Genomic DNA, 23446 nt, shown 5'->3' with positions numbered 1-23446 from the left:
ATAAAATTAATATGATTTATAATTTAATTTTATAGAATAATAATCTGAAAAAAAGAAAAATCATAAAAATTGAACTTTAACAGGCTTGGAATTATCGATTTATTACAAAAAAAAATATAAAAAAATTTAATTTTTTTTTATTTCTAGGTCATTTTTTAACCACTTTATAATTTTTTTACATAATTTTTTGTTTTTTTTGTATATAAATAAACCTAAAATAATTATTAAAGCATTATCATAAATCTTAATTGGGTATTTTTTGAACCATTAAAATGGTAAATCAATAAAATTCAAATTTTGGGATGGTATTCAAACCATTTTTATATGAAAACTCAAAATTTTTGGGGAAAGCATAAAAAAATAAAAAACCCTCAGAATTTCATCTTCAGGGTCTTCATTTAAAACCTTCCTGACTAAAAGAGGAATATTTTTTTACTCTTCCAGGAAAATATTAATTACTTGACGAAACTCGCATACTCTTTTGCGAAATAGCTTAAAATCACATTGGCTCCTGCTCGTTTTATACTCAACAAAGATTCCAACATGGCTCTTTCTCCATCGATCCAGCCTTTTTGGGCAGCAGCTTTGATCATGGAATACTCACCACTGACATTATAGGCTGCAATAGGAAGGTTAGAATTGTCTTTTAACAACCTTATCACATCCAAATAAGCCAAAGCAGGTTTCACCATCAAAAAATCTGCGCCTTCTTCTGTATCCAAGTCGGCTTCTATCAAGGCCTCATTGTAATTGGCAGGGTCCATTTGATAAGTTTTCTTATCTCCCATCTTTGGGGCAGAATCCAATGCATCACGAAAAGGCCCATAAAAAGCAGAAGCATACTTCGCAGTATAGGACATAATGGATACATTGGTAAACCCATGATCATCCAACATACTTCGGATAAAACCAACTCTACCATCCATCATGTCAGAGGGACCGAGTATATCCGCCCCTGCCCTTGCCTGTGCCAAAGCCATCTTTGCCAAAATCTCCAAAGTCTCATCATTGAGAATTTTTCCATTTTCCACCAAACCATCATGACCATCTGAACTATACGGATCCATAGCTACATCAGTCATCAACACTATTTCCGGAAAGGTACTTTTGATTTTATGGATAGCCTTGAGGTAAAAAGTATCAGGATTATGGCTTTCTGTGGCATATTTGTCTTTTTTACTTTCCGGATATGCAGGGAAAATATCAAATCCCATGATGCCCAAATCTATGCAAGCTGCCATTTCTTCCAACATCAGATCAAGGGAGTACCTGAAAATTCCCGGCATAGAAGCAACCTCAATTTTTTGGTTGATCCCGTCAATCAAGAACATGGGGAATATAAAATCATTGACAGAAAGCCTCGTTTCTTCCACCATATTCCTGATGACTTGGGATTTCCTGTTTCTTCTGGGTCTTCTGAGCATGTTTAATTTATTTTTACAAAGATAATACTATACCAAAATGGGGGAAAATTATTGAACCTAATCAGATCAGCTTTTTCTTTTGATTTCTTTTTTGATAAAACTTTCAATCCGTTGAATATTGTACTTGGATCCTCCGACAAAAACTTCTTTGACACTACCGTCTTTCATGACCAAAATATGTAAAGGTATTGCCCTGCCCTGATATTCTTGGTCCAATTTCATCAAAGCTTCCAACGCTTCAAAATTTTCAAAACTTTTCTCAAAATTGAATTCAAATGAAGGTCTTCTTGTCCGGAATTTTTCAAAATCAGCTTTACTTTCATCAGAAAATGCCAGAAAACGGACATTTTGATCATGGTATTTATCTACTAATTCATTCAATTCGGGGATTTCCTGAATACATGGGCCGCACCAGGTAGCCCATAAATTGATTACCAAAATTTCATCTTCCAGTAAAGGGGAAATATCATCACTATCAATAAGCACGTTGAGATAATCCCTGAAATTCTCAACTTCAGAGTCAGGGAACAGCTCATTTTCTTGATGTGAAAATGAACTGAATTGGACCTGCCAAAACAAAAGGGGTATAAGTAAAAAACAATTCAGGCTTTTCATGATTTTGACAAGATTTTGAATAATTCAAGGCAGTAAGCAAATATATTTCCAATTTTCTGCCAATCAAGATATCAAATCCATTTTTGATTGATTTGGATGAAATATTGAATTGCAACAGTATACTGGGATCTAAAAAAGACTAAAACTTTCTCAAAAATAAATCAATTGGTGTAAACAGGAAATGAAAATCTATATACCATTAAAGTGAGTGGTCTAAAAAAAAACAGGCCAAAATTTGGCCTGCTTTAGACATATATAGACTAAACTTTATTTCTAGAAATTAACCTGCGCCTGCAATCTAAGCAGGCTACCCTTTTGACGATTGTCTGGATTAAGGGAATTTTCAAATGTTCTATCAGAGATAGTATACATGGCTACCAATTCAAAGGTTCTATGTGGTTGCCATTCTACTCCTATTTCCAGTTCATTGACCCTGTGCCTGGTAGCATCCAACTCATGTTTCTTACCTCCCTTGTAATAATGGTACCTTGTAAATGGAATAAAAATGTCAGTATTTGATTTCAACATATAGGTGGCCATGACATAACCACCCCGCAATGGTGCATCTTCCACTGAGTTGGTTTCAGGATTAAATTCAGGGCCTCTGCCCCAATTGAATTCAGCTTGAAGGCCAAATGGTTGGGGATAAATAATCAATGAGGGGCCATACCGGTGTTCCGCAAATTCTGTCTGGTCAAAATCAGTTTGGGGATTTCTATTGATTACAAATTTTCCGGTGTATGCCTGAAACGATGTTTCTATAATCTGACCTGAGGGCAATTCCCATGGATAAGACGCTCTTGAAACCAAATGAAATGATTTGTTTTTTTCAGGGGCATTGGCAGTCTGACCGTTATAAAGCCCCAAACCAAACATTCCATAATCACCTGATCCTTTTAGACCGGACGAAACCAAACGGCTAAACCTTTTTCGGATTTCTGTCGGAGCATAATAAAACATGACTCCGATATCCCTTTCATTAGCTACAGCGGAATTCAATCCATCATTTCTATCTAGCGGAATTCTGTTTTGACTGGATTGCAGGTTTTCAAATCCAAAGGGAACCTTTGATTGCCCTATCCTTAACCTGAATTCCTGTTTTTTATCCAAACCCAGGTCAAAATAGGCGTCCCTGATCTGAGCAAAATTACTCCCTCCTGAAGCAAAGTCAGGTTGAATATACATATAAACTCTTTCGTGGATCTGCCCAAAGAAAATCATCCGAATTCGTCGGAAAGAAAATCCACCATCCCCACCCCATGACCTGTCGCATTGGGCACATTGTAAATCAGGATTGGTCTCAAATAGTCCATTGTAACGCAGCTGAGCATAGCCTCGTAATTGAATGGTCTCATACCATGGTTTTTTTACTACAGGTGTAGTATCTTGAGTGTTTAGGGTGTCTTCAGGAACGTCCCTTGCAAAAACGTCCGTGAAAAACATTATCAATAAGATAATGATCCCTGCGAATTTTATCCGCATTTAAGAAGATGATTTAAGTAGTAAATACTTATTGTACAGCGCCACAAAGGTGAGAAACCAATATTTCTTTATAGTGAGTTTAATGTTATCAAATTGTTACCTGAAAGAATCTGATTTTGTTGAAAAATAGATCTACAATGAAAAAAAAATTGAAATTGAGTCCATAAAGATGTTTTCCAGAAACCCAAACAATATTAATTTATTGTTAAAAATTACCCAATGTTAAAAAATCCTTAAAAAATTGTTACCAAAAAATCCCTTGAAAGGGGATTTTTTGGTATTGGATAAAATCAGTTCACCTCTATCGGAATCAATTGTCAATTGCCAATATTAATGATTCTTTAGCCTTCCGACTTCATGCTTCTGGCAATTGAACCAAAAACGGTCCCTAGCAGCATTAAATGGTGAATATTTAAAAACTTAATCCAATAACCCTAAGACCTTTTCCACATCCACCTCTCTGAAATCTTCAATATATAAATCACAGCGAGGCAATTCCAATTTGCTATGGGAAGATAGAACTCCGACCACCTTCATTCCGGCATTCTTGGCCGCTGTTACTCCGGAAAAGGAATCTTCGAATACAACACAAAAATCTGGTTCAACTTGAAGGTTAGCCGATGACTTCAAATAAACCTGGGGGTCGGGCTTGTGTTTGGTCACATCCTCGCTCGCCAACACAGATTCCATTTGGCCAAATAAAGACAAAGCTCCAGCTATCAGTTCCAGATTGGCATAAGGTGCGGAAGTAGCCACACCGGTCAGAAACTGATTAGTTTTCAATTGATGGAAAAACTCCAAAAAACCAGTTATAGGATTTATTTTATCTTTATAAATGTCCCTGAAAAGACTTTCCTTTTCATCTTCAAGTTCCAATAGTTCATTTCCGGAAATGGGTCTGCCAAAAAAATGACTCATAATATATGAATTGCTTTTACCATACATATGCAGGGCAAACTCATCTTCCGTAGGATACATATTCCTTTTGGCAAAAAATTCTTTGAACGCCATAGAATGGTAAGGATTAGTATGGCAGATGACACCATCCATGTCGAAAATAACTGCTTTTTTCATTGTTTAATCGGTTCTTTGATTTGGTAAAGCTAACGAAAAAAGAAAACATGACTTGTATTACCGAAAACTACAGGTATATCATCTTTTGTCTATTTAAATATTGTTCAATTATTATGAAAAACCCTCCAAGATCTCAAATATCATGGAGGGTTTTTCTAGAAACATTCAGGTTCCGATCTTAGAAAATATCCATGAATATCCATTATCCATAAATATCTGTTAATAATATTTCTACTTTATATCTATTGTATTTCTGAAATATTTCTTGAAATCACTTTTCAAACTCCCTCACCACTTTCTCAATGATATCACAGCATTCATGCAATTGCTCCTCAGTCATTACCAAAGGTGGGGCAAAGCGGATGATATTGCCATGGGTAGGCTTAGCCAAGAGTCCATTATCCTTCAGTGCTATACACATATCCCATGCAGTAGAGCCTTTTTCTGTATCGTTGACCACAACAGCATTAAGTAAACCTTTCCCCCGCACAAGCTTGAGGATTTTATATGTGTCCACCAATTTCTGCATCCTTATCCGGAAGAGTTTTCCCAATTTTCTGGCATTCAGGGCTAGCTTCTCATCTCTGACAACTTCTAAGGCAGTCATCGCCACCTTTGCCCCCAATGGATTGCCCCCAAAGGTCGACCCATGCTGACCAGGTCTGATTACGTTCATGATATGATCATCTGCCAATACTGCAGATACGGGATAAAATCCTCCAGAAATCGCCTTTCCCAATATCAACATATCCGGTTTGGTGTAGGTATCCTGCTTTTCACAATGGCCCTCACAGGTACAATTGCCACAAACTGCCAACAATGAACCTGTTCGCGCAATACCTGTCTGAATCTCATCTGCTATAAACAAAACATTTTTGGATTTGCACACTTCAGACACTTTTCTTAAATAATCATCTGCCGGAGTATATACCCCTGCTTCTCCCTGAATGGGTTCAACTAAAAACGCAACCACATTTTCCTCTTCCAATGCTTCCTCCAATGCCTTGATATTATCATAAGGGATTTTGATAAAGCCCGGTGTGTAAGGACCAAAATTCTTTCTGGCATTTTCATCACTTGAAAATGAAATAATTGTGGAGGTCCTTCCGTGAAAGTTGTTCTCGGCCACTACAATTGTGGCTTTGTTTTCATCCACCCCTTTGACTTCATAGCCCCACTTCCTTGCTATCTTGATGGCGGTCTCCACACCTTCCGCCCCTGTATTCATCGGCAATACTTTGTCAAAACCGAAATACTCAGTAATATATTTTTCAAATGGTCCTAATACATCATTATGAAACGCTCTTGAAGTCAGTGTCAATGTCCCGGCTTGCTCGACCAATGCGTTTTTTATTCTTGGATGGCAATGACCTTGGTTGACAGCAGAATAGGCAGAAAGAAAGTCATAATACTTCTTCCCCTCCACATCCCAAAGGAAAACACCTTCACCTTTTGACAACACAACCGGTAAAGGATGATAATTATGAGCTCCATACTTATCTTCCAGCGCAATCGCCTGCTTACTTGAGTTTATTGTTTCTATCATAAAATTTGTAATTTCGTTGCCCTGTATAGAACCTATTTTACTGTATAATTCATTTTCGGCAAATATAGTAAATGCCTTTAGGATAAAAGAATGAATTCAAAAAAGAAGACAACAGCACCAATGTCACTCATCCCAGGCGACTACTACATCAATGATAATGGTCTTATGGTATTCACTGCCCAATACCATTTAAGGAGGGGGTATTGTTGCGAAAGTGGTTGCAAGCATTGTCCTTATAAGGAGAAGGATTGAGTTGTCCTTTTTGCCATTTCGAACTTAGAGAGAAATCTTATGCTCAGATTAAGGGTATTAGACTTCTTCCGCCACGGCGGACAAGCCCTAACGTCGAAGTGACAAGGCAAAGTTTACATCCACTATTGATCATAATTATTGATACTAAAGGGAACAGGTTTCTTTTTTGTCTTTTCGAAAGAAAGAAGAAATCTATACAACCTTAAAGGTTACAGCCCTCTCCTGCCGTAGAAGTGACATAGAGAAGTCCTATATAGGCTTAAACACTTTTTACAGTTCAAAATCATCAAGCTCCAAATTTGTCAATTCTTGGTACTTGGTTCAATGTACTTGGTACAAACTTTACCTTTATCGCTCGTTTCAAAGGTCTTAAATATCTTATCTTGTGTCTCAAGTCTCACATCTCATGTCTTACATTGAAAAACTTTCAGGAATATTTTTGAAACCTGCCCTTGGTAATTCAGGTAAAAGTCCGATATTTGCAAACTCAATTGGAAAAACGTCTTTAATAATACGATCATATATCATGGCAAAAGTTTGTGACATTACCGGTAAAAGGCCTCAAGTAGGAAATAATGTATCGCACGCGAACAACAAGACCAAGCGTAAGTTTTATCCAAACTTGCACAAAAAAAGCTTCTATGTTCCTGAAGAGGATGCTTGGATCACGTTGAAAGTTTGTACCAAAGCCCTAAGAACTATCAATAAAAAAGGCATCACTGCTGTATTGAAAGAAGCTCAGGACAAAGGATTCATTGTAATTAGATAATCATCAGGTTTACCCTATAAATATACAGAGCGATGGCTAAGAAAGGTAACAGAGTTCAAGTGATTATGGAATGTACGGAGCATAAAGCTACAGGTCTTCCAGGTACATCAAGGTACATCACTACCAAAAACCGTAAAAACACTACCGAGAGATTGGAATTGAAGAAATTCAACCCAATTTTGAAGAAAATGACGGTACATAAAGAAATTAAATAATTTAGGTCTTTGCTAAAGCAACCTATAAAATCTCAATAATATGGCTAAGAAAGTAGTAGCAACCCTGAAAAAAGAAGGTGGCGTAACTTACGCTAAGGTGATCAGAGCTGTAAAGTCTGATAAGACCGGTGCATATACCTTCAAAGAAGAAATGGTTCCGGCCGCAATGGTTCAGGATACTTTGAAGAAATAATTCATTGCAATCATTTGCAAGTAAATGTCCCTGCAAGCAAAGTCTTGGAGGGACTTTTTCATTATATTCGGATTCTAAAATTGTATAGATATGGGAATTTTCGGTTTTTTTACCAAAGACAAAAAAGAAAGTCTTGATCAGGGACTTCAAAAGTCCAGCGAAAATATTTTTTCCAAACTCAGCAAAGCTGTAGTCGGCAAATCCAAGGTTGATGAGGAAGTCTTGGATGAATTGGAAGAAATCCTGATCACCTCAGATGTAGGTGTGCAAACGACCATCAAAATCATCCGAAGAATTGAAGACCGGGTAGCCAAGGACAAATATCTGAATACAGCAGAACTTGATGTCATCCTAAGGGAAGAAATCATGGGCTTGATGGAAGAAAATAAAAGTGCAGACCTTTCTGATTTTGATCTGCCCGCTGACAAAAAACCATATGTGATCATGGTAGTAGGGGTCAATGGTGTAGGAAAAACAACCACTATCGGAAAATTGGCCCACCAATTTAAAGGTGCCGGAAAATCTGTCATATTGGGAGCGGCGGATACTTTTCGTGCTGCGGCTGTCGATCAATTGATTCTTTGGGGTGAAAGAGTCGGCGTACCTGTCGTGTCTCATGGGATGAATACTGACCCTGCATCAGTGGCTTTTGATGCTGTAAAACAGGGGGTGGATACAGGTGCTGATGTGGTCATAGTCGATACAGCAGGCCGATTGCATACCAAAGTCAACCTGATGAATGAACTGACCAAAATCAAAAGGGTCATGCAGAAATTCATTGATGATGCACCCCATGAAATCTTATTGGTCCTTGACGGTTCAACCGGACAGAATGCATTTATACAGGCTCAGGAATTCACTAAAGCTACCGATATCACAGCCTTGGCCATCACCAAACTGGACGGCACTGCCAAAGGTGGCGTAGTCATCGGAATTTCCGACCAATTCAAAATCCCCGTAAAATACATCGGAGTCGGCGAGAAAATGACTGACCTGCAAGTATTCAACAGGAAGGAATTTGTGGATTCATTGTTTAAAAAGAAGTGATAACCTTTGATGTCTTTTTCTGACCTAGAAGTTTTTTTTTCCAAACAAAGCCCGATCAAAATAGCGTAAAAATAAGGGATAGTGCGACCTTACCCCCATAAGCCCTGATTTTTTTACGACATAGTCCATGTAGATCACATAGCTCTTGGGGGAGTGTTATTTGTGAAGCTAGTTGCTCTATGCTTCTATGTGGAAATAAGCATAACATTTGAGGTCTTCCAATCTGTGATGAAAAGACCTTCGGGGTTTTGAAAACCCCAAAGGTCAAATCAACTCAAAGATCAAGGAGAATCCTTACATATCCCTCATAATCATCACTTTGCTGGGGGACTAATTTGAGATAAAGCCCCTGTGGTGTAAAAAACCCAAATCCTGAAAACATCTCATTGGTGAAAAACAACTCCCCCTTTTTACTCAATTGCTCATCCAAAATAATAAAACTGTTTTTTTCCAACTTCAAATCATTTCTTTCTTCCGCACCTATAACTAGGTGACGCAATATGATTTTCCGGTAGGGATCATATAGCAACCATTTGTACCGACTTGAATTAAGATTCGGGAGAAACACCATCCATTCCCCTTGTGGTTCAACCTTGCCTTTTTCAAACATCAATTGTTTGGAACTTTTCCCATCTACCCAAAATTCCTTTTCTCCTTCCAAAACCAATAAAGAGTCTGTTGCAGGAAAACTGATCAAATGCTTTCCTGAAACATATTTATGGGAATAAACACCCAATTCAGGATCACCCAAAAAAGCCTGGTACTTTTCAGGATATGAAAATGAAATTGTACTTTTCACACCGGTGTCAAAATCAAAAACCCAAACCCAGTCCTCATAAGAAAGTTTCTGTTCCATTAAGACAAAAGGTACATCCAAGACGATCAGCTTTTTCCCGGAACTTATCCAGGTCATAGAATTACCATTCATCGTATTGAAATTTGCACTTAACCTATCTTCTTCTATCAAGGGTAACTCGTTCCTGTCAATAACCTTTCCTTTAAAATCAGTCCGTACAATCTCTTTGTTGTCAGAAATAAAAAACAAACCGTCTTCCGTAATCAAACTTCCAGCTATCCAAGTTCCAATCCCATCAGGACCTTCTTTTTCAAATTCCTGTACAGCTAATAGTTCACCTCCAGGAAAACTATATTTCAAAAGTCTGTAATTGACAAAAGCATATAAAAACTCCTCTCCATCAATTTCAAAATAAGTCAAATCAGATGGGAGAATTTTGGTCTTTGTATCCTTTTCCAGATAAATGGTATCCACAATATATTCATGCAAATCACCGGTGAAAAATTCAGGAGATTTGGGGATTCTTGGAGAACAGGAAAAAGAAATCCCAATTACCGCTAGAAAAAATCCTAAATTTCTCAGGTCAACCTTTTTCATAGAATTGAATTTTTCAAAACTAAAAGTACATGTAAATAATGCAGCTGCAAAAAATATCTTCCGGAAAAATATTATTTAGGACTTGAATAAAATTTATTTCTTGATTTCCCGATTTTAAAGCTTCAATGGTTTATAAATCCAAAAAAAGACCTTTGAGGTTTTATAAACCCCAAAGGTCACTTGGTTTTTGATTTCCCGATATTCGGGGAAAGCTTTAGCTCTTGGTTCTTGCTTCTTGTGTCTTAAGTCTAACTTCTCGGCTCTCGCTTCTCGCTTCTGAATAAACTCTCTCCTCAATCCTCTCCCAAAAACGGATACCTATAATCCACAGGCGATACAAATGTTTCCTTAATCGTCCTTGGAGATACCCATCGGAGTAAGTTGATCATGGATCCGGCCTTGTCATTGGTACCTGATGCCCTAGCACCACCAAATGGCTGCTGCCCTACTACTGCACCTGTCGGCTTGTCATTGATATAGAAGTTACCAGCCGCATTTCTCAGTTTCTTGGTAGCCAATTCTATGGCATAGCGATCTTGGGAGAATACTGCGCCCGTCAAAGCATAAGGGGAAGTCTGATCTACCAATTCCAACGCTTCTTCAAAATGCTCAGCTTGATACACATATATCGTCAAAACAGGACCAAAAATCTCCTCACACATCGTAGTGTACATGGGGTCTTGAGTTACAATGACTGTTGGTTCGATAAAGTAACCTTTGGATTTGTCAAAATTTCCGCCGGAAATGATTTCCACTCCATCTGCTTTCTTAGCTTCAGAGATATAATTGGAGATTTTATCAAAAGCTTTTTCATCAATCACTGCATTGATAAAATTGGTAAAATCCTCCGTCGGGCCCATTTTCATGGAAGCCAGATCTTCCAACAGATATTTTTTGACCTCAGCCCACATATTGGAGGGGATATAAGCCCTTGACGCTGCAGAACACTTTTGACCTTGATATTCAAAAGCTCCTCTAGAAAGACCCACAGCAACAGCTTTTGGATTGGCTGATTTATGGGCAATCACAAAATCTTTTCCACCCGTCTCACCTACAATCCTCGGATAAGACTTGTATTTGAAAATATTCTCACCGATTGTTTTCCAGATATGTTGGAAAACACCTGTAGAACCTGTGAAATGGATTCCTGCAAAATCAGGATGGTTGAAAATAATTTTTCCAGTGGTGGGTCCATCTACATAAATCAGGTTGATCACACCATCCGGTACACCGGCTTCTTTGAAAACCTGCATCAATATATTGGCAGAATAGATCTGAGTATGGGCAGGCTTCCAAACCACCGTATTTCCCATCAAGGCAGCGGAAGTAGGCAGGTTACCTGCAATAGCAGTAAAATTGAAAGGAGTCAAGGCAAATACGAAACCTTCCAATGGCCTTTGCTCCACTCTGTTCCAAACGCCATTTCCAGAAACAGGAGGCTGTTGGGAATAGATTTCCACCATATATTTTACATTGAAGCGCAAAAAGTCAATGAATTCACAGGCAGCATCAATTTCAGCCTGAAAAGCATTTTTGGATTGCCCCAACATGGTAGCTGCATTGATCTTTGCCCGGTAAGGACCCGCCAACAAGTCTGCGGCTTTCAGGAAAATAGCAGCCCTTTGTTCCCATTCCATTGATTCCCAAGCGTGCTTTGCACCCATGGCTGAATTGATTGCCTGCTCCACATGGGAGGCATCTCCTTCATGGAAATGACCCAAAAGATGTTGGTGGTCATGTGGCGGGTTCATGGGCTTTTTGTTGCCCGTTCTCACTTCTTCACTCCCGATATACATAGGTACATCGACTTGCTGTGCCCTGAATTCTTTTAACATTGCCTGAAGCTCAGACCTCTCCGGTGAACCTGGGGCGTAACTTTTTACCGGTTCATTGATCGGTTCCGGAATATTGAAAAATCCTTTAAGCATATTTATTTGAGTTTATAAGTTTCTGATACCCCAAATATAAGGCATCCCATTGGGAAAACCTGCCAGAAATAGATTTGGGATGTGAAAGTAAGGAATTGGGAATTTTATTAAGTAGAAAGATTGTAAGGAAAAAAGTTTGCAAAGAAGATCCTAACGAACCCTTAACCTCCCAATTAAAACATACCTACAAGGTTTAGATAAAACCCAGTCTCAAATCTCATGTCTTTTGTCTTTTGTCTTAAATATCAAAAAATCCCTTCCAGTTCCTTTAAATGCCTAATGGTATGGGTAGGCTTATGGTCTATTCCTTTTTCATGTGGGTCAAAAAAAACCTGATCTATATTGGATCTGATAGCACCCAGAATATCAGAATTAGGATTGTCGCCTATCATAATGCAATCCGTGGCATTCACGGATAATTTGTCCAAAAGATATTTGAAAATCCGGGGATCGGGTTTTTTATGTCCCGTTGTCTCGGAAGTAACTACAAAATCAAAGTAGGGAGTAAGCCCGGAAGATTTCATCTTCAGGGCCTGACTTTCGTTGAAACCATTGGTGATGATATGCATCCGATAATTGGGCCTGAGATAGTCCAAAATCTCTTTGGAATAGGGGAGCAAATGTGGCTTGGAAGATGTCCTATGCATAAAGTCATCTTCCATTTCTTTGGGGACAGCATTATCCCTAGCTCCGGCTTTTTCGAAAATGAGTTTAAATCGGACTTCTCTTAGCCTGATTTTATCAAGTTTACCCACATCATACATAGCCCATAATTTAAAATTGACCTGGTAAAATGCATCCAAAAATGTTTTAAAATCCAAGATCCCGAAATTTTGAAGTTGGAAAATTTCAAAAAGTTCGGAAAGTGATTCCTGCACGTTTTTATCATAATCCCAAAGGGTATGGTCCAGGTCGAAGAAGAGGTGTTGGTATGTTTTCAAGGTGAAATTATTTTCGGTAGGGATTATTCTGTATTTTATTGATGGCAAGCTCCCTATTGGAATGGAGTATCTGGTAAACTTCCTGATCCTTGATAAGGTTGGCATCCTTCTGAATAAACTTAAAAATCTGCTGAATGATTTCCTGTGCCTCCTCGAGAATATAATAAAAAATCCATTGGTCCACCCTGCGACTCCCCAACAATCCTGAATTTTTGAGATAAATGAGATGTCTGCTTGTTTTGGTCTGGGTAAAATCCAAAATATGTTCCAAGTCTGAAATTGAAAGCTCTTTATTTTGTTGCAACAAGTGGAGAATTCTGACCCTAGGCTCTTCTGATAAAGCTTTGAAAATCCTCATCCCATAGCTCAAACTGATATTTTTAAGTCGCATTTGTAATTTTTAACGAATAAATCTGCTTTGAAATTAAGCAAATGATACCAAAATAGGCTAATATTATACCCAAATTAAAAATCTGATCTGAACTCAATCAGATTAATTTTCATTAATTATTAAAAGAGTCGCTTTGAAAATAAATTTATCACATATAGCCCTGATATCATTTTTCGGACTTTTCTTCTTCGGAATTCAGGATTCATTTGCCCAGGATCAAAAAGAAAGAAAAGTCATCCAACTTTCGGGTATTATTCTGAATGCTGACAGTACTGATGCCGTTCCCGGGGTCAATGTTTACGTTCCCAAGAAAGGTCGTGGCACTAGCAGTGGGCGATATGGTTATTTCTCTCTACCGGTTTTGGAAGGAGACAGTGTGGTTTTTAGTTTTATTGGATTGGAAAGGCAGGTATTTAATGTGCCGGAAAATGTAGAGGAAGACAGAATCAGTCTTATCCTTACCATGCAGGTGGATGAAATTGCTTTGGCAGAAATTGAAGTCATGCCCTACCCAACGGAAGAAGAATTCAAGAGGGCCGTATTGGCCATGAATTATGAAGCTCCAATGACTATAGATTCAAGAGGAAATATGAGTCCTGAAACATTGCTAAGATGGGCAGAAGGAATGCCTGCTTCCGGCAATGAAAATATGCGTTATTTTCAACAGGGACAGATTATGCAGATACAGGACCGATATGGGCCTAGACCATTTACTCTTGTGGATCCATTTGCCTGGTCAAAATTCATTCAGTCAATCAAGAGGGGTGATTTGAAAAAGCGCGATTAAACCGTCTATTCTTTTGAAATACAATACTTTATAAACTGCGCCAATGCGCAGTTTTTTTGTGTTTAAAATTATTCTTAATCTGGAATATGGTGACTTAATCCTAAGAAAAAAATTAAACAGGCCATAGGTAATCTTAAATCCTAATTAAGCTTTTGTATTTCCTTCCCCCATCCCTTTTTCCAAGTATATGGAAGTAATAGGATAAACAATTCTGATATCTTTTTCACCCTTGAAAGTGTCCAGGATAGCTTCGGTTACTTTATGTTCAAAGACCCGTCGCTTTCTTGGATTACAGAGGTATCTCAATGATAGCTGTATGCCCCTTTCATGAATCTTTGCATAAACAGTCGGTGTAAATTGACTAAAAGAAATAAAATGTTCCTTTTGAGCCCGCCTTAGAGCAATTTCAATACTCTTGAAATCAGGTTTAAACATATCATTCAACAATTCCTTTAAAAGGACCTGTGCTTTTTTATAATCCGAGTCCAAGCTGATATTGATATGCTGCTCGTTCCAGATATAATCAAACCCTTGACTATAGTTGGCCTGGGCATCCATAAAAACCTTACCATTTGGTACATGGACAATCCTTCCTGTGCTTTGTTCTGCATCCACCCAATTGCCCACTTCCAAAATACTGAACTGCATCAGTCGAAGATCCACTACATCACCTTTAAATTCGCCTATCTGGATTCTATCGCCCACATCAAATGGTTTTTTCCAATAGATAAAAATCCAGCCGGCTATATTGACAAATATATCTTTGAGCGCAATCGCAATACCTGCGGATAAGAGTCCCAGAAAAGTCGTGATTGACTGAAAATTACTGATCCAAATATTACCTATCAAAAGCAAGCCAATAAAAGCAATACTGTACTGTATGGTTTTCCTCCAATGGTAGACCCGCTTCAGATCCTTTTCTTTGCCGATTCCGATCAGCTTATATGCTCCTTTTTTGATCAGCCACAAAATCAAAATAATCAGGACGGTTTTATAAATATTCCATCTGACTTCGTACTCGACTATATCATTGAGGTATTCAATCCAGCTTTCCATATCAATAAAAATATTTTCCAATCTAAGGGTACTTTATCTCAATTTCAAATTTGAAGCCATTCTTTATACTCAATGTCACTTTTATTGACAATTATCTGAACAGACTTGACAAGGAAGATTAATTTTGTTTAAATTATAAACATATAAATGTTAATATATTTAACATTTATATTAAATGCCTTGCCACATATATCCCACTTGTGGGACGATATAGATAGATATAAAACCCTCAATCTTAACGCTGGCTGATCCAATATCAGATCAGTTATTTCACGATAGGCTTAAATATCCTCCATATCGCCAAGCCAATATCATTTATATCACGAATTACAAATATCGCCGAAGGCATATATCGCTTTAGCTTATATCACAAAGTACTTATGTTCATCAACTGCCATTCCTTTTACAGTTTCAAATACGGCACCATGTCCGTGGAAGCTCTGGTCGCCGAAGCTAAGGGTAAAAAACTCGATTCCCTTGCCCTGACTGACATCAATTCGGTGGCAGGAGTATTTCCCTTTATCCGTGAAGCACAGAAGAATGGAATACACCCCGTCATCGGCATAGACTTCCGCAATGGGGTCAAACAACAATATATCGGCCTGGCCAAAAATCAGGAAGGTTTTTATGAACTCAACCGACATCTCTCAAGCTACCGCATCAAGGGGATTCCTTTTGGGGACAGAGCTCCGGCATTCCAGAATAGCTTTATCATCTACCCTTTGCCTCCTAAGTTTTTTGCCCTCCGTGAAAATGAGCTCATTGGTGTACATCCCTATCAGCTTAACCGAATCGTCAAGTCCCCTTGGTTCAGGTATAAGGACAAACTGGTATTGTTACAGCCCGCATCCTTTTCCTCCAAACTGGAATTCAATGCCCACCGTTTGCTGCGGGCCATTGATGGAAATACACTGCTCAGCAAACTTGAAGTGGAAGAACAGGGAGAAATCAGTGATATGCTGTACAGCTATGCGGACATGGTCGCCCGCTGTGAGGGGCATAGTTACCTGTTGTACAATGCTCAAAAACTCTTGGAAGCCTGTCAGTTTTCTTTCTATTTCCAGGCTGTCAAAAACAAGCGGGATATCCTGGGCTCCGATTGGGAGGATTACGATTACCTCAGACAGGAAACCTTCAAGGGTGCCCTCAACCGCTATCCGGACCTTTCGGCAGAGATCAGCACAAGAATAGAGAAAGAACTGGAGCTTATCCAACAAAAAGGCTTTGTCTCTTATTTTCTCATCAATTATGATATAGTCAACTACGCCCATAGCAAAAATTTCTATCATGTGGGACGCGGCAGCGGGGCCAACAGTATTGTCGCCTACTGCCTCTACATCACCGATGTGGATCCGATTGAGCTGGACCTGTACTTTGAGCGCTTTATCAACTTATACAGAGAGAATCCTCCGGATTTTGATATTGACTTCAGTTGGACGGACAGGGACGAGGTAGTCAAGTATATTTTTGGGAAATACAACAAAGGGGAGCAGGAGCATGTCGCTCTCTTAGGATCTTACAGTACCTTTCAGTCTAACTCTATGCTTCGCGAACTCGGTAAAGTTTTTGGCCTTCCCAAAACCGAAATTGAGTCCCTGATCTTTCATGTCGGTAAGTCAGACTATGTTCCTGACCAGTATGGGAAGCTGATTCTCAAATACAGTCAGGTACTTCACGGCATGCCTTCCCACCTGACTATCCATGCATGTGGGGTGCTGATTTCCCACAAACCCATCCACTACTATACTTCCACAGAAATGCCTCCCAAAGGATTTCCTCTGGCACATATCGATATGCATACAGCAGAGGAGATCGGTCTGCATAAATTTGATATCCTTTCTCAGCGTGGTCTTGGTCATATCAAAACCGCCATTGAGATCATCTACCAAAACCAGGGGGTGAAAGTGGATATCCGACAGGTGGAAAAGTTCAAGAAAGATCCCAAAATCAAGGAACATTTACGCGAAGGACATACCATAGGCGCTTTTTATGTGGAGTCACCTGCCATGCGGATGCTGCTGGCCAAGATGAAGGCAGATGAATATTTGGAGCTGGTAGCAGCCAGTTCTATCATCCGTCCCGGTGTAGCCCGCTCGGGGATGATGCGGGAATATATCCTGAGGCATGTGGATCCGGAAAGGCGCAAGCAGGCTCATCCTGTGATGATGGATATCATGCCTGAAACCTACGGCATCATGGTCTATCAGGAAGACGTGATCAAAGTGGCCCATTACTTTGCCGAACTTTCGCTGAGCGAAGCAGATGTACTCCGACGCGGTATGAGTGGGAAATCCCGCTCCAAAGATGAATTTCAAAGGGTAAAAGACCAGTTTTTTGCAAACTGTAATAGACTGGGACGTGACCCCCGGATCACAGCAGAAGTATGGCATCAGATTGAGAGTTTTGCGGGCTATTCCTTTGCCAAGGGACACTCGGCTTCCTTTGCAGTAGAGAGTTATCAGAGTCTGTACCTCAAAGCCTATTTTCCATTGGAGTTTATGGTCGGAGTGATCAACAACTTCGGGGGCTTTTACCATACCGAATTCTATGTCCATGAACTCCGCATGAACGGGGCCGATATCCAGGCTCCCCATATCAATGAGAGCGACTACCTGACCAATATCAAAGGCAAGACCGTATATCTGGGTTTTATCCACTTGAAGTATTTGGAGAAGGCGACTACTGAAAAAATCCTGAGCGAGCGTAGAGTCAATGGCTTATTTGCGGGTTTGTCCGACTTTATCGCCAGGGTGGACATCAGTTTGGAGCAGGTGCTGATCCTGATCCGTATCGCTTGTTTCCGCTTTACGGGAAAGAGTAAGCAGGAACTGCTTTGGGAAGCACATTTTATTCTCAATAAGCGGAAGGCAGTGGCCACAGGCAATGAACTTTTCCGGCAGGCCGGTTTCCGGGAGCTGAAAGTACCCGAACTGGAAGAGTCTGACGTAAGGCAGGAGATTGTGGATCAGATAGATATTCTGGAGTTTCCCTTGGATTCCCCATTTCACCTCGTCAAAGACCAGACTATACCCAGTATCAAGGCGAAGGAACTGAGACAGTATTTGGGAAAAACTGTACAGATCATCGGTTACCTCGTCACGATCAAGTACACCAGGACGGTAAAGGGTGATGTGATGAACTTCGGTACTTTTATCGATAGGGAAGGAGACTGGATAGATACCGTGCATTTTCCTCCGGTAGTCAAAAAACACCCCTTCAAAGGCCGCGGCATCTACCTGATCAAAGGCAAGATCACGCAGGAGTTTGACTTCTATAGTGTTGAAGTCAGTAGCTGCGAGAGGATGGAATATTGGAATGCAGGGGAGGGCTGAGATGGGTTGGTTCAAGTCTTCAGACTTGGACCTTTATACTGGCAGTCTTCAGACTGCATTTTCCACAGTCTTCAGACTGTGATGTTTTTGGTCCAAGTCAAAGACTTTAACCAGTGATTACAAATTTAACCAACCACCTATTGCCAAAGTCAACCCAAAACCTTAAATTCAACTAAACTTTTCAATCAAAACTTTTTTGCCATGAGTCGAAAATACAAAATCAGAGACCAGGACAAGCTCTACTTTGTCACCTTCTCCATCATTGAATGGATTGATTTGTTCACCAGAAGGATATATAGAGACATATTGTTAGACTCTATCAGATATTGTCAGAAAAATAAGGGTTTAGATCTATGCGCTTATTGCATCATGTCCAGTCATGCACATTTTATAGTGGGCAGAAATGGGGAGCATCCCATGGAGGGGATTATCAGAGACATTAAGAAATTCACTTCTGTCAAGATAATTGAAGAAATTCAGATGAATCCTAAAGAAAGTAGGAAAGATTTTTTACTCTGGCATTTTGGAAAAGCAGGAAGATTTAATCCCAACAACCAAAATTATCAGGTTTGGCAGCAGCATAGCCATCCCATTGAATTAAATACCAATGATAAGCTCTCCCGATGTCTGAATTACATCCATCAAAATCCTGTGGAAGCCGGTATCGTGCTGTCTCCTGAAGAATACCTCTACAGCAGTGCTGCGAATTATGCAGGGTTGCCGGATAAATTGGTGGAGGTGATTTTGGTGGAGTAGTTCAAGACTTTGTCTTGGACTAGAATAATTACAGTCTTCAGACTGTATTTACAACAGTCTGAAGACTGTTATGTTTTTGGTCCAAGTCAAAGACTTGAACCAGTGGGTCTGAAAACTTGAACCAATTTGCCTATCCCCTCAAAAAACTCCCTAAATCCATCTGCTGAACCCCATCAAATGAATTCCCTTGAAACCTGTCCATGGTGATGCTTTAATGGGTTTTATTTTAGCGATCCAAAATCGGAATCAACCTAACATAAAGTTGAAATCGTATTTACAACTTTCCATTTATGGAGGATTTATTGTAATCATATCTTCAACTTTAAGATCATCACTTAATCTCCATAAACTCCCCGATCCATTTATAGACCTTGTTTGGGCTGTAGATAAACTGTACGATCATGGGTTTGTGCTTCTTCCTTTTTTGAAGATGAAAATTAGGCTCAGGTTCTATTTTTTTATATTCCTCCAAAAACCTTTCCGTAGTCTTTTCTATTCCAGGAAGCGTTCTACCTCCCATCATGATCAGCATAGGAGGGTCTTTTTTATCCAAATAATAAATGGGGGAAGTATCTTTCCATACCTGAGGATCATCTGTAAATGCCCAGAGGTATTCTGTCCCAGGAGCATAATTCATTTCCTTCAAAAACCAATACATATCCAAACCTGCCGCATCTATCAGGACGGTTCCCTTAGTGGGATTTTCCACACCTAAGGTATCAAAATATTCATCCCGCACAGAAATCAAACTCGCCAAGTGCCCGCCCGCAGAATGCCCTGAGACGAAGATCCTTTCAGGGTCTCCTCCATAAGTGTTGATGTTTTCATTTACCCAATTAACAGCCTGCGCCGATGCTTTTGCCATATCGTGAACCTGATAATCGGGACTGAGGGGATAATCGATGATAACGGCTACGATTCCCTTTCTTGCCAATCTTGACCCGAGAAAGTTGTAGATATCCTTATTACCCGAATCCCAACTACCGCCATGAATAAAAAGCAAGACCGGATTGCTTCCATTGGCTTTTTTTGGGGCAAAAACATTTAACTGCTTTTCAGGGAGATTTCCCAAAAATCCATTTTCCAAGTAGGTGATTTCCTTACTCCGATGAACTCCCTTGAAAGAACAGGAAAAAGAAGCCAGCAAAAGAATAGCACAAAGAAGATAGCGTTTGTAAATTTTCATAAAATACATTTAAGATTTACACCAGTAAGTTAACATACCTATGACTGCATGGTTTAACTCTATTTAATCTAAATTCATTCATCTTACATGAAGTAAAAAAATAATTGCCATTTCATGACCCGATGTATTAAAATAAATTTTGATTTCTACTTGTAGGAAAAAGATTTGGTTTCTAATCAATTTTACTGGTTATTGAAACTGATAATTTACTTTGGTTATCGGAGCATCCATTCCACAACCGAAAAGTTATTTTTTGGGGAAGCAATTCTCATATCTTCAAGGATTTTTCGACCATTTTAGAAAAATACCAATTAAATTCTTGCCTTCTAATTAACAATCAAAACCCAGTCATTCCCTTTTCCCTGAGAAGGAGGTAATACCCTGTTTTTTCCTTTGGTCAGTTCATTTCCTGTATAAGGAAATTTCACACCTGTCCTTGGGTCAAACCATTCTGCTTTTATTTTATTGTTAACCAATATTGAAAAGTCTAGCTCTGTTTCTCTCCCTGATGGAAAATAAATCATGGCATAGGTTCCTGCAGTATCTCTTGTCCCAATTACAAAATGTTCATCATCCTCCTGTTTGCTTTTTACCAGGCCAAAATCAGGAATTCTATTGAAATAAGATTTAGACAGCATCAGGTTCTTCAGGTGCTTGACCTGATTGGCCATGGGCAGTTCCAAGGATTTCTGCCAAGGTTTCAATGGTCCATTGATCGGCTTTTTATCCAAAGTATACATTTGCCAGACAGCATGGCAACCATACGTTTGCCCAGCACCTCCTGCAAAAACATTCCAGTACATAATCCTTCTGATATCATCGGGGTTGCTATATCCCAGTTCTTTTGCATTGAAACAGTTGGGATGTTCTTCATATAGGGGTTCTCCATCAAGTGTAGGCTTCGTGGGATTCAACCCATAATCATGACTGATAATCCTGTATGTGGGTTGGTTTGGACAATGACCTGTTTGGTGCATATTGAAATCCAACCATTTTTCTTGATGAAACCAAGTTGACGATCCTCCAGGTCGGTTTGGCTGGGGATGAAAAGTCATCAGTATTGGATTATTCTTATTGGAGTGGGACTTTATTCCTTTTGCCATTCGGTTCCAAATTTCGACATCTTCGAAATCCTTTCTTGGATTACGGTCTCCACCTAAAACCCAAATCAGATTTTTTTTGTCTGCATACCTTGCACCGATCAATTCCCCGAATTGCTCTGCATTTTCCTTAGAAAATATTTCAGGACCAACTCCCCATGAATCTTTAAAAAGTTTATCTCCCCATGTAGGTAACAGAGCAATGTGGATTCCCTTTTCAGCAGCTAAATCAATGATGTAATCAACATGCTCCCAATACTTTTGATTAAATGATAAGGACTCTACATTTTGAAATGGGACTTCTCCATATGAATTTGGATCATTAAGCCCGTCAATTTCCGCCAAAGCTACAGCTTGTACCACATTGAATCCTTGCTTGGCCCTTATAGTCAAATAGTAATCCGCTTCTTCTCTATTTGTTCTATGGAATAACTCCCAAGCAGTATCTGCCATCCAGAAAAACGGACTACCATCATGCTGGGTAAAAAACCTCTTATTTTCAGAAATCTTAATGGGACCTTGGATCGGGACTTGCCCCATCAATAGCGCCGGTACTAGCAGCAACGTCAGAGTTTGGAAAATTCCTTTCATGGGAATGGGAAGAAAAAAGGCAGCCCTAAAGCTGCCTTTAATAATTAATGTGCAGTTGGTACTGCTTCTGTTGATTTGTTGTTTTTTTGCCAAAAGAAAAATATAGTGAATAGGACGATAAGGATTAAAGGGAAAAGCAACATCTTTTCAAGCGTATCTTGACCTGTTGCTAATTCCAAGGCGTCTCCTGAGAGTCCGGCTGCTACATTTGATTCTCTGGCACTATCAATCCACCTCCCTGTAATCGGATTGAAAATGGAATTGGCAAACATGCCTACTCCACCAATTACGGACATACCTATTGCGCCGCTTAGTGGAACTCTTTGGGCGGTAGCCCCAATCATCACGGGCCAAAAGTAGCAGATTCCTATTCCAAATATAAAGGCTGCAAAATAAGATATGGGTCCTGTAACAGTACTGAACATATAAATTCCGATTGCAGTCAATATTGCGCCAAACAATAAAACTCCAGTTTGGCCTAACCTTTCAACTACCGGACCAGCAAAGTATCTTCCAAATGCCATCACGCCAAATGTCAAAGCCATGATTAACATAGGATCTGCACCACTACTACCCAAAATGAACACTACCCATTGATTTGGACCAAATTCCGAGATTGCTGTTAGTGACATACATACAAATAAAAATATGAATATGGGGCTAAACATAGCCTTGAAGTTGTTTTTAAGCGAAGTGACGCCTTCCACGATTGGTTTTGGAAAAGTTTTGCCAAAAAACAACACTGCATAAATAACTGTAGGGATCATCAAAACCCACATTTGGGTTTGCCAGCTTGCCAAAAATCCACCTGCATCGGTCATGAATTTGGAAATCAACGCTCCAAGGAGAATACCTCCAGGAAACCACATATGGAATCTATTGAGCATCTTGTTCATCTTCACTCCGGAGTACATATCAGCAATCATCGGATTACAAGCGGCTTCTGTACATCCGTTACCAAAACCAATGAAGAGTGTGGAAATCAGAAGAGTTACATATCCACCTGCATAGATGGTAAGTATAATTCCTAAAGTATGCGCTACAAAAGCCACTCTCATAATGTTGGCAGGACCAAATGAATGGTAAACAAGTCCTCCGATGATCATTGAAATCGGAAATCCCAGGAACCACATGGAGTTAATAAATCCTAGTTGTTCAGCAGAAAGACCGAATTCTTGACCAAGTTGGGGCAATATTCCGGCTCTAATAGCAAAGGTGAATGCAGTAGTAATCAGTGCAAAGCAACTACCATTAAACAGTGCACTTTTATTGATATTTTCATTCATGTTGGTTGGGGTTTAAGAGGTTAATGACTTTTTTGAACGGGTTGAATAATAAACATTCGGAAAATATATAAAAAATATTAAG

General features: G+C 39.4%; 21 protein-coding genes. 8 read left to right on the top strand and 13 right to left on the bottom strand.

The window, feature by feature from the left end:
* Window positions 1–455: 455 nt before the first annotated feature.
* From hemB to rocD, 5 genes are all read right to left on the bottom strand, one after another.
* Window positions 456–1424 (bottom strand): porphobilinogen synthase, encoded by a 969-nt coding sequence (hemB, locus tag B9A52_RS10010; protein WP_084120261.1) that lies wholly within the window; start codon window positions 1422–1424, stop codon window positions 456–458.
* A gap of 66 nt (window positions 1425–1490) precedes the next feature.
* Window positions 1491–2039, bottom strand: a complete 549-nt coding sequence (locus B9A52_RS10005) for a TlpA family protein disulfide reductase (protein ID WP_084120260.1) — start codon at window positions 2037–2039, stop codon at window positions 1491–1493.
* A 273-nt stretch (window positions 2040–2312) separates the two neighbouring features.
* Window positions 2313–3521: a porin gene (locus B9A52_RS10000; protein WP_084120258.1), complete on the bottom strand. Its 1209-nt coding sequence runs from the start codon at window positions 3519–3521 to the stop codon at window positions 2313–2315.
* 420 nt (window positions 3522–3941) lie between these two features.
* A complete protein-coding gene (locus tag B9A52_RS09995) occupies window positions 3942–4595 on the bottom strand; it encodes an HAD family hydrolase (protein ID WP_084120256.1) in 654 nt (217 codons plus the stop codon).
* A 271-nt stretch (window positions 4596–4866) separates the two neighbouring features.
* The gene (gene rocD / locus B9A52_RS09990) at window positions 4867–6141 is read right to left on the bottom strand and encodes an ornithine--oxo-acid transaminase (RefSeq protein WP_084120255.1); all 1275 of its coding nucleotides are present in this window, start codon (window positions 6139–6141) and stop codon (window positions 4867–4869) included.
* 90 nt (window positions 6142–6231) lie between these two features.
* On the opposite strand from rocD, the gene B9A52_RS25855 reads away from it, so the two are divergent.
* The 5 genes from B9A52_RS25855 (at window position 6232) to ftsY (ending at window position 8617) form a co-directional block, all read left to right on the top strand.
* Window positions 6232–6393 carry a DUF5522 domain-containing protein gene (locus B9A52_RS25855; protein ID WP_172805193.1) on the top strand — a complete coding sequence of 54 codons (162 nt, stop codon included), beginning with the start codon at window positions 6232–6234 and terminating at the stop codon, window positions 6391–6393.
* Between the two features lie 526 nt (window positions 6394–6919).
* Window positions 6920–7162: a 50S ribosomal protein L28 gene (rpmB, locus tag B9A52_RS09985; RefSeq protein ID WP_084120253.1), complete on the top strand. Its 243-nt coding sequence runs from the start codon at window positions 6920–6922 to the stop codon at window positions 7160–7162.
* A gap of 32 nt (window positions 7163–7194) precedes the next feature.
* Window positions 7195–7377: a 50S ribosomal protein L33 gene (rpmG, locus tag B9A52_RS09980; protein ID WP_084120252.1), complete on the top strand. Its 183-nt coding sequence runs from the start codon at window positions 7195–7197 to the stop codon at window positions 7375–7377.
* Between the two features lie 40 nt (window positions 7378–7417).
* A complete protein-coding gene (locus B9A52_RS09975) occupies window positions 7418–7570 on the top strand; it encodes a DUF4295 domain-containing protein (protein ID WP_084120250.1) in 153 nt (50 codons plus the stop codon).
* Window positions 7571–7660: 90 nt separating this feature from the next.
* Window positions 7661–8617, top strand: coding sequence for a signal recognition particle-docking protein FtsY (ftsY, locus tag B9A52_RS09970; protein WP_084120249.1), 957 nt, complete (start codon window positions 7661–7663; stop codon window positions 8615–8617).
* 274 nt (window positions 8618–8891) lie between these two features.
* Here ftsY and B9A52_RS09965 read toward each other — a convergent pair whose 3' ends face one another.
* The 4 genes from B9A52_RS09965 to B9A52_RS09945 all read right to left on the bottom strand — a co-directional run bounded on the left by B9A52_RS09965 (window position 8892) and on the right by B9A52_RS09945 (window position 13270).
* Complete coding sequence (locus tag B9A52_RS09965) at window positions 8892–10010, bottom strand: DUF4221 family protein (protein WP_084120248.1); 1119 nt, start codon at window positions 10008–10010, stop codon at window positions 8892–8894.
* Window positions 10011–10303: 293 nt separating this feature from the next.
* Window positions 10304–11938, bottom strand: a complete 1635-nt coding sequence (gene pruA / locus B9A52_RS09955) for an L-glutamate gamma-semialdehyde dehydrogenase (RefSeq protein ID WP_084120244.1) — start codon at window positions 11936–11938, stop codon at window positions 10304–10306.
* Between the two features lie 245 nt (window positions 11939–12183).
* Entirely contained in the window at window positions 12184–12879 is a 696-nt protein-coding gene (locus B9A52_RS09950) for a YjjG family noncanonical pyrimidine nucleotidase (RefSeq protein WP_084120242.1), read from the bottom strand.
* Between the two features lie 7 nt (window positions 12880–12886).
* Window positions 12887–13270, bottom strand: coding sequence for an ArsR/SmtB family transcription factor (locus B9A52_RS09945; RefSeq protein ID WP_084120241.1), 384 nt, complete (start codon window positions 13268–13270; stop codon window positions 12887–12889).
* A 160-nt stretch (window positions 13271–13430) separates the two neighbouring features.
* On the opposite strand from B9A52_RS09945, the gene B9A52_RS09940 reads away from it, so the two are divergent.
* On the top strand, window positions 13431–14057 hold the full coding sequence (locus tag B9A52_RS09940) for a carboxypeptidase-like regulatory domain-containing protein (protein ID WP_394334892.1): 627 nt from the start codon (window positions 13431–13433) through the stop codon (window positions 14055–14057).
* 144 nt (window positions 14058–14201) lie between these two features.
* Here the strand turns inward: B9A52_RS09940 and B9A52_RS09935 are convergent, their stop codons facing one another.
* The gene (locus tag B9A52_RS09935) at window positions 14202–15113 is read right to left on the bottom strand and encodes a mechanosensitive ion channel family protein (RefSeq protein ID WP_084123459.1); all 912 of its coding nucleotides are present in this window, start codon (window positions 15111–15113) and stop codon (window positions 14202–14204) included.
* A gap of 380 nt (window positions 15114–15493) precedes the next feature.
* On the opposite strand from B9A52_RS09935, the gene B9A52_RS09930 reads away from it, so the two are divergent.
* Together B9A52_RS09930 and B9A52_RS09925 are read left to right on the top strand one after the other, a co-directional pair.
* On the top strand, window positions 15494–18445 hold the full coding sequence (locus tag B9A52_RS09930; RefSeq protein WP_084120237.1) for a DNA polymerase III subunit alpha: 2952 nt from the start codon (window positions 15494–15496) through the stop codon (window positions 18443–18445).
* A 201-nt stretch (window positions 18446–18646) separates the two neighbouring features.
* Entirely contained in the window at window positions 18647–19201 is a 555-nt protein-coding gene (locus B9A52_RS09925; RefSeq protein ID WP_084120235.1) for an REP-associated tyrosine transposase, read from the top strand.
* 331 nt (window positions 19202–19532) lie between these two features.
* Here the strand turns inward: B9A52_RS09925 and B9A52_RS09920 are convergent, their stop codons facing one another.
* The 3 genes from B9A52_RS09920 to B9A52_RS09910 form a co-directional block, all read right to left on the bottom strand.
* Window positions 19533–20387 (bottom strand): alpha/beta hydrolase, encoded by an 855-nt coding sequence (locus tag B9A52_RS09920; RefSeq protein ID WP_084120233.1) that lies wholly within the window; start codon window positions 20385–20387, stop codon window positions 19533–19535.
* A 326-nt stretch (window positions 20388–20713) separates the two neighbouring features.
* Window positions 20714–22171, bottom strand: a complete 1458-nt coding sequence (locus B9A52_RS09915; protein ID WP_231955558.1) for a glycoside hydrolase family 140 protein — start codon at window positions 22169–22171, stop codon at window positions 20714–20716.
* Window positions 22123–23364, bottom strand: a complete 1242-nt coding sequence (locus B9A52_RS09910) for an MFS transporter (RefSeq protein ID WP_084120231.1) — start codon at window positions 23362–23364, stop codon at window positions 22123–22125. The genes B9A52_RS09915 and B9A52_RS09910 overlap by 49 nt, the downstream gene beginning before the upstream one ends.
* Between the last annotated feature and the right edge of the window lie 82 nt (window positions 23365–23446).

Source organism: Aquiflexum balticum DSM 16537 (assembly GCF_900176595.1).
Lineage (GTDB): Bacteria > Bacteroidota > Bacteroidia > Cytophagales > Cyclobacteriaceae > Aquiflexum > Aquiflexum balticum.
This window is presented reverse-complemented; position numbering and strand designations above follow the sequence as displayed.

What these genes read in the sequence shown, in the direction of transcription:
- hemB (WP_084120261.1), bottom strand. Translation starts at nt 1,424, where the DNA reads ATGCTCAGAAGACCCAGAAGAAACAGGAAATCCCAAGTCATCAGGAAT.
- B9A52_RS10005 (WP_084120260.1), bottom strand. Translation starts at nt 2,039, where the DNA reads ATGAAAAGCCTGAATTGTTTTTTACTTATACCCCTTTTGTTTTGGCAG.
- B9A52_RS10000 (WP_084120258.1), bottom strand. Translation starts at nt 3,521, where the DNA reads ATGCGGATAAAATTCGCAGGGATCATTATCTTATTGATAATGTTTTTC.
- B9A52_RS09995 (WP_084120256.1), bottom strand. Translation starts at nt 4,595, where the DNA reads ATGAAAAAAGCAGTTATTTTCGACATGGATGGTGTCATCTGCCATACT.
- rocD (WP_084120255.1), bottom strand. Translation starts at nt 6,141, where the DNA reads ATGATAGAAACAATAAACTCAAGTAAGCAGGCGATTGCGCTGGAAGAT.
- B9A52_RS25855 (WP_172805193.1), top strand. Translation starts at nt 6,232, where the DNA reads ATGAATTCAAAAAAGAAGACAACAGCACCAATGTCACTCATCCCAGGC.
- rpmB (WP_084120253.1), top strand. Translation starts at nt 6,920, where the DNA reads ATGGCAAAAGTTTGTGACATTACCGGTAAAAGGCCTCAAGTAGGAAAT.
- rpmG (WP_084120252.1), top strand. Translation starts at nt 7,195, where the DNA reads ATGGCTAAGAAAGGTAACAGAGTTCAAGTGATTATGGAATGTACGGAG.
- B9A52_RS09975 (WP_084120250.1), top strand. Translation starts at nt 7,418, where the DNA reads ATGGCTAAGAAAGTAGTAGCAACCCTGAAAAAAGAAGGTGGCGTAACT.
- ftsY (WP_084120249.1), top strand. Translation starts at nt 7,661, where the DNA reads ATGGGAATTTTCGGTTTTTTTACCAAAGACAAAAAAGAAAGTCTTGAT.
- B9A52_RS09965 (WP_084120248.1), bottom strand. Translation starts at nt 10,010, where the DNA reads ATGAAAAAGGTTGACCTGAGAAATTTAGGATTTTTTCTAGCGGTAATT.
- pruA (WP_084120244.1), bottom strand. Translation starts at nt 11,938, where the DNA reads ATGCTTAAAGGATTTTTCAATATTCCGGAACCGATCAATGAACCGGTA.
- B9A52_RS09945 (WP_084120241.1), bottom strand. Translation starts at nt 13,270, where the DNA reads ATGCGACTTAAAAATATCAGTTTGAGCTATGGGATGAGGATTTTCAAA.
- B9A52_RS09935 (WP_084123459.1), bottom strand. Translation starts at nt 15,113, where the DNA reads ATGGAAAGCTGGATTGAATACCTCAATGATATAGTCGAGTACGAAGTC.
- B9A52_RS09930 (WP_084120237.1), top strand. Translation starts at nt 15,494, where the DNA reads ATGTTCATCAACTGCCATTCCTTTTACAGTTTCAAATACGGCACCATG.
- B9A52_RS09925 (WP_084120235.1), top strand. Translation starts at nt 18,647, where the DNA reads ATGAGTCGAAAATACAAAATCAGAGACCAGGACAAGCTCTACTTTGTC.
- B9A52_RS09920 (WP_084120233.1), bottom strand. Translation starts at nt 20,387, where the DNA reads ATGAAAATTTACAAACGCTATCTTCTTTGTGCTATTCTTTTGCTGGCT.
- B9A52_RS09910 (WP_084120231.1), bottom strand. Translation starts at nt 23,364, where the DNA reads ATGAATGAAAATATCAATAAAAGTGCACTGTTTAATGGTAGTTGCTTT.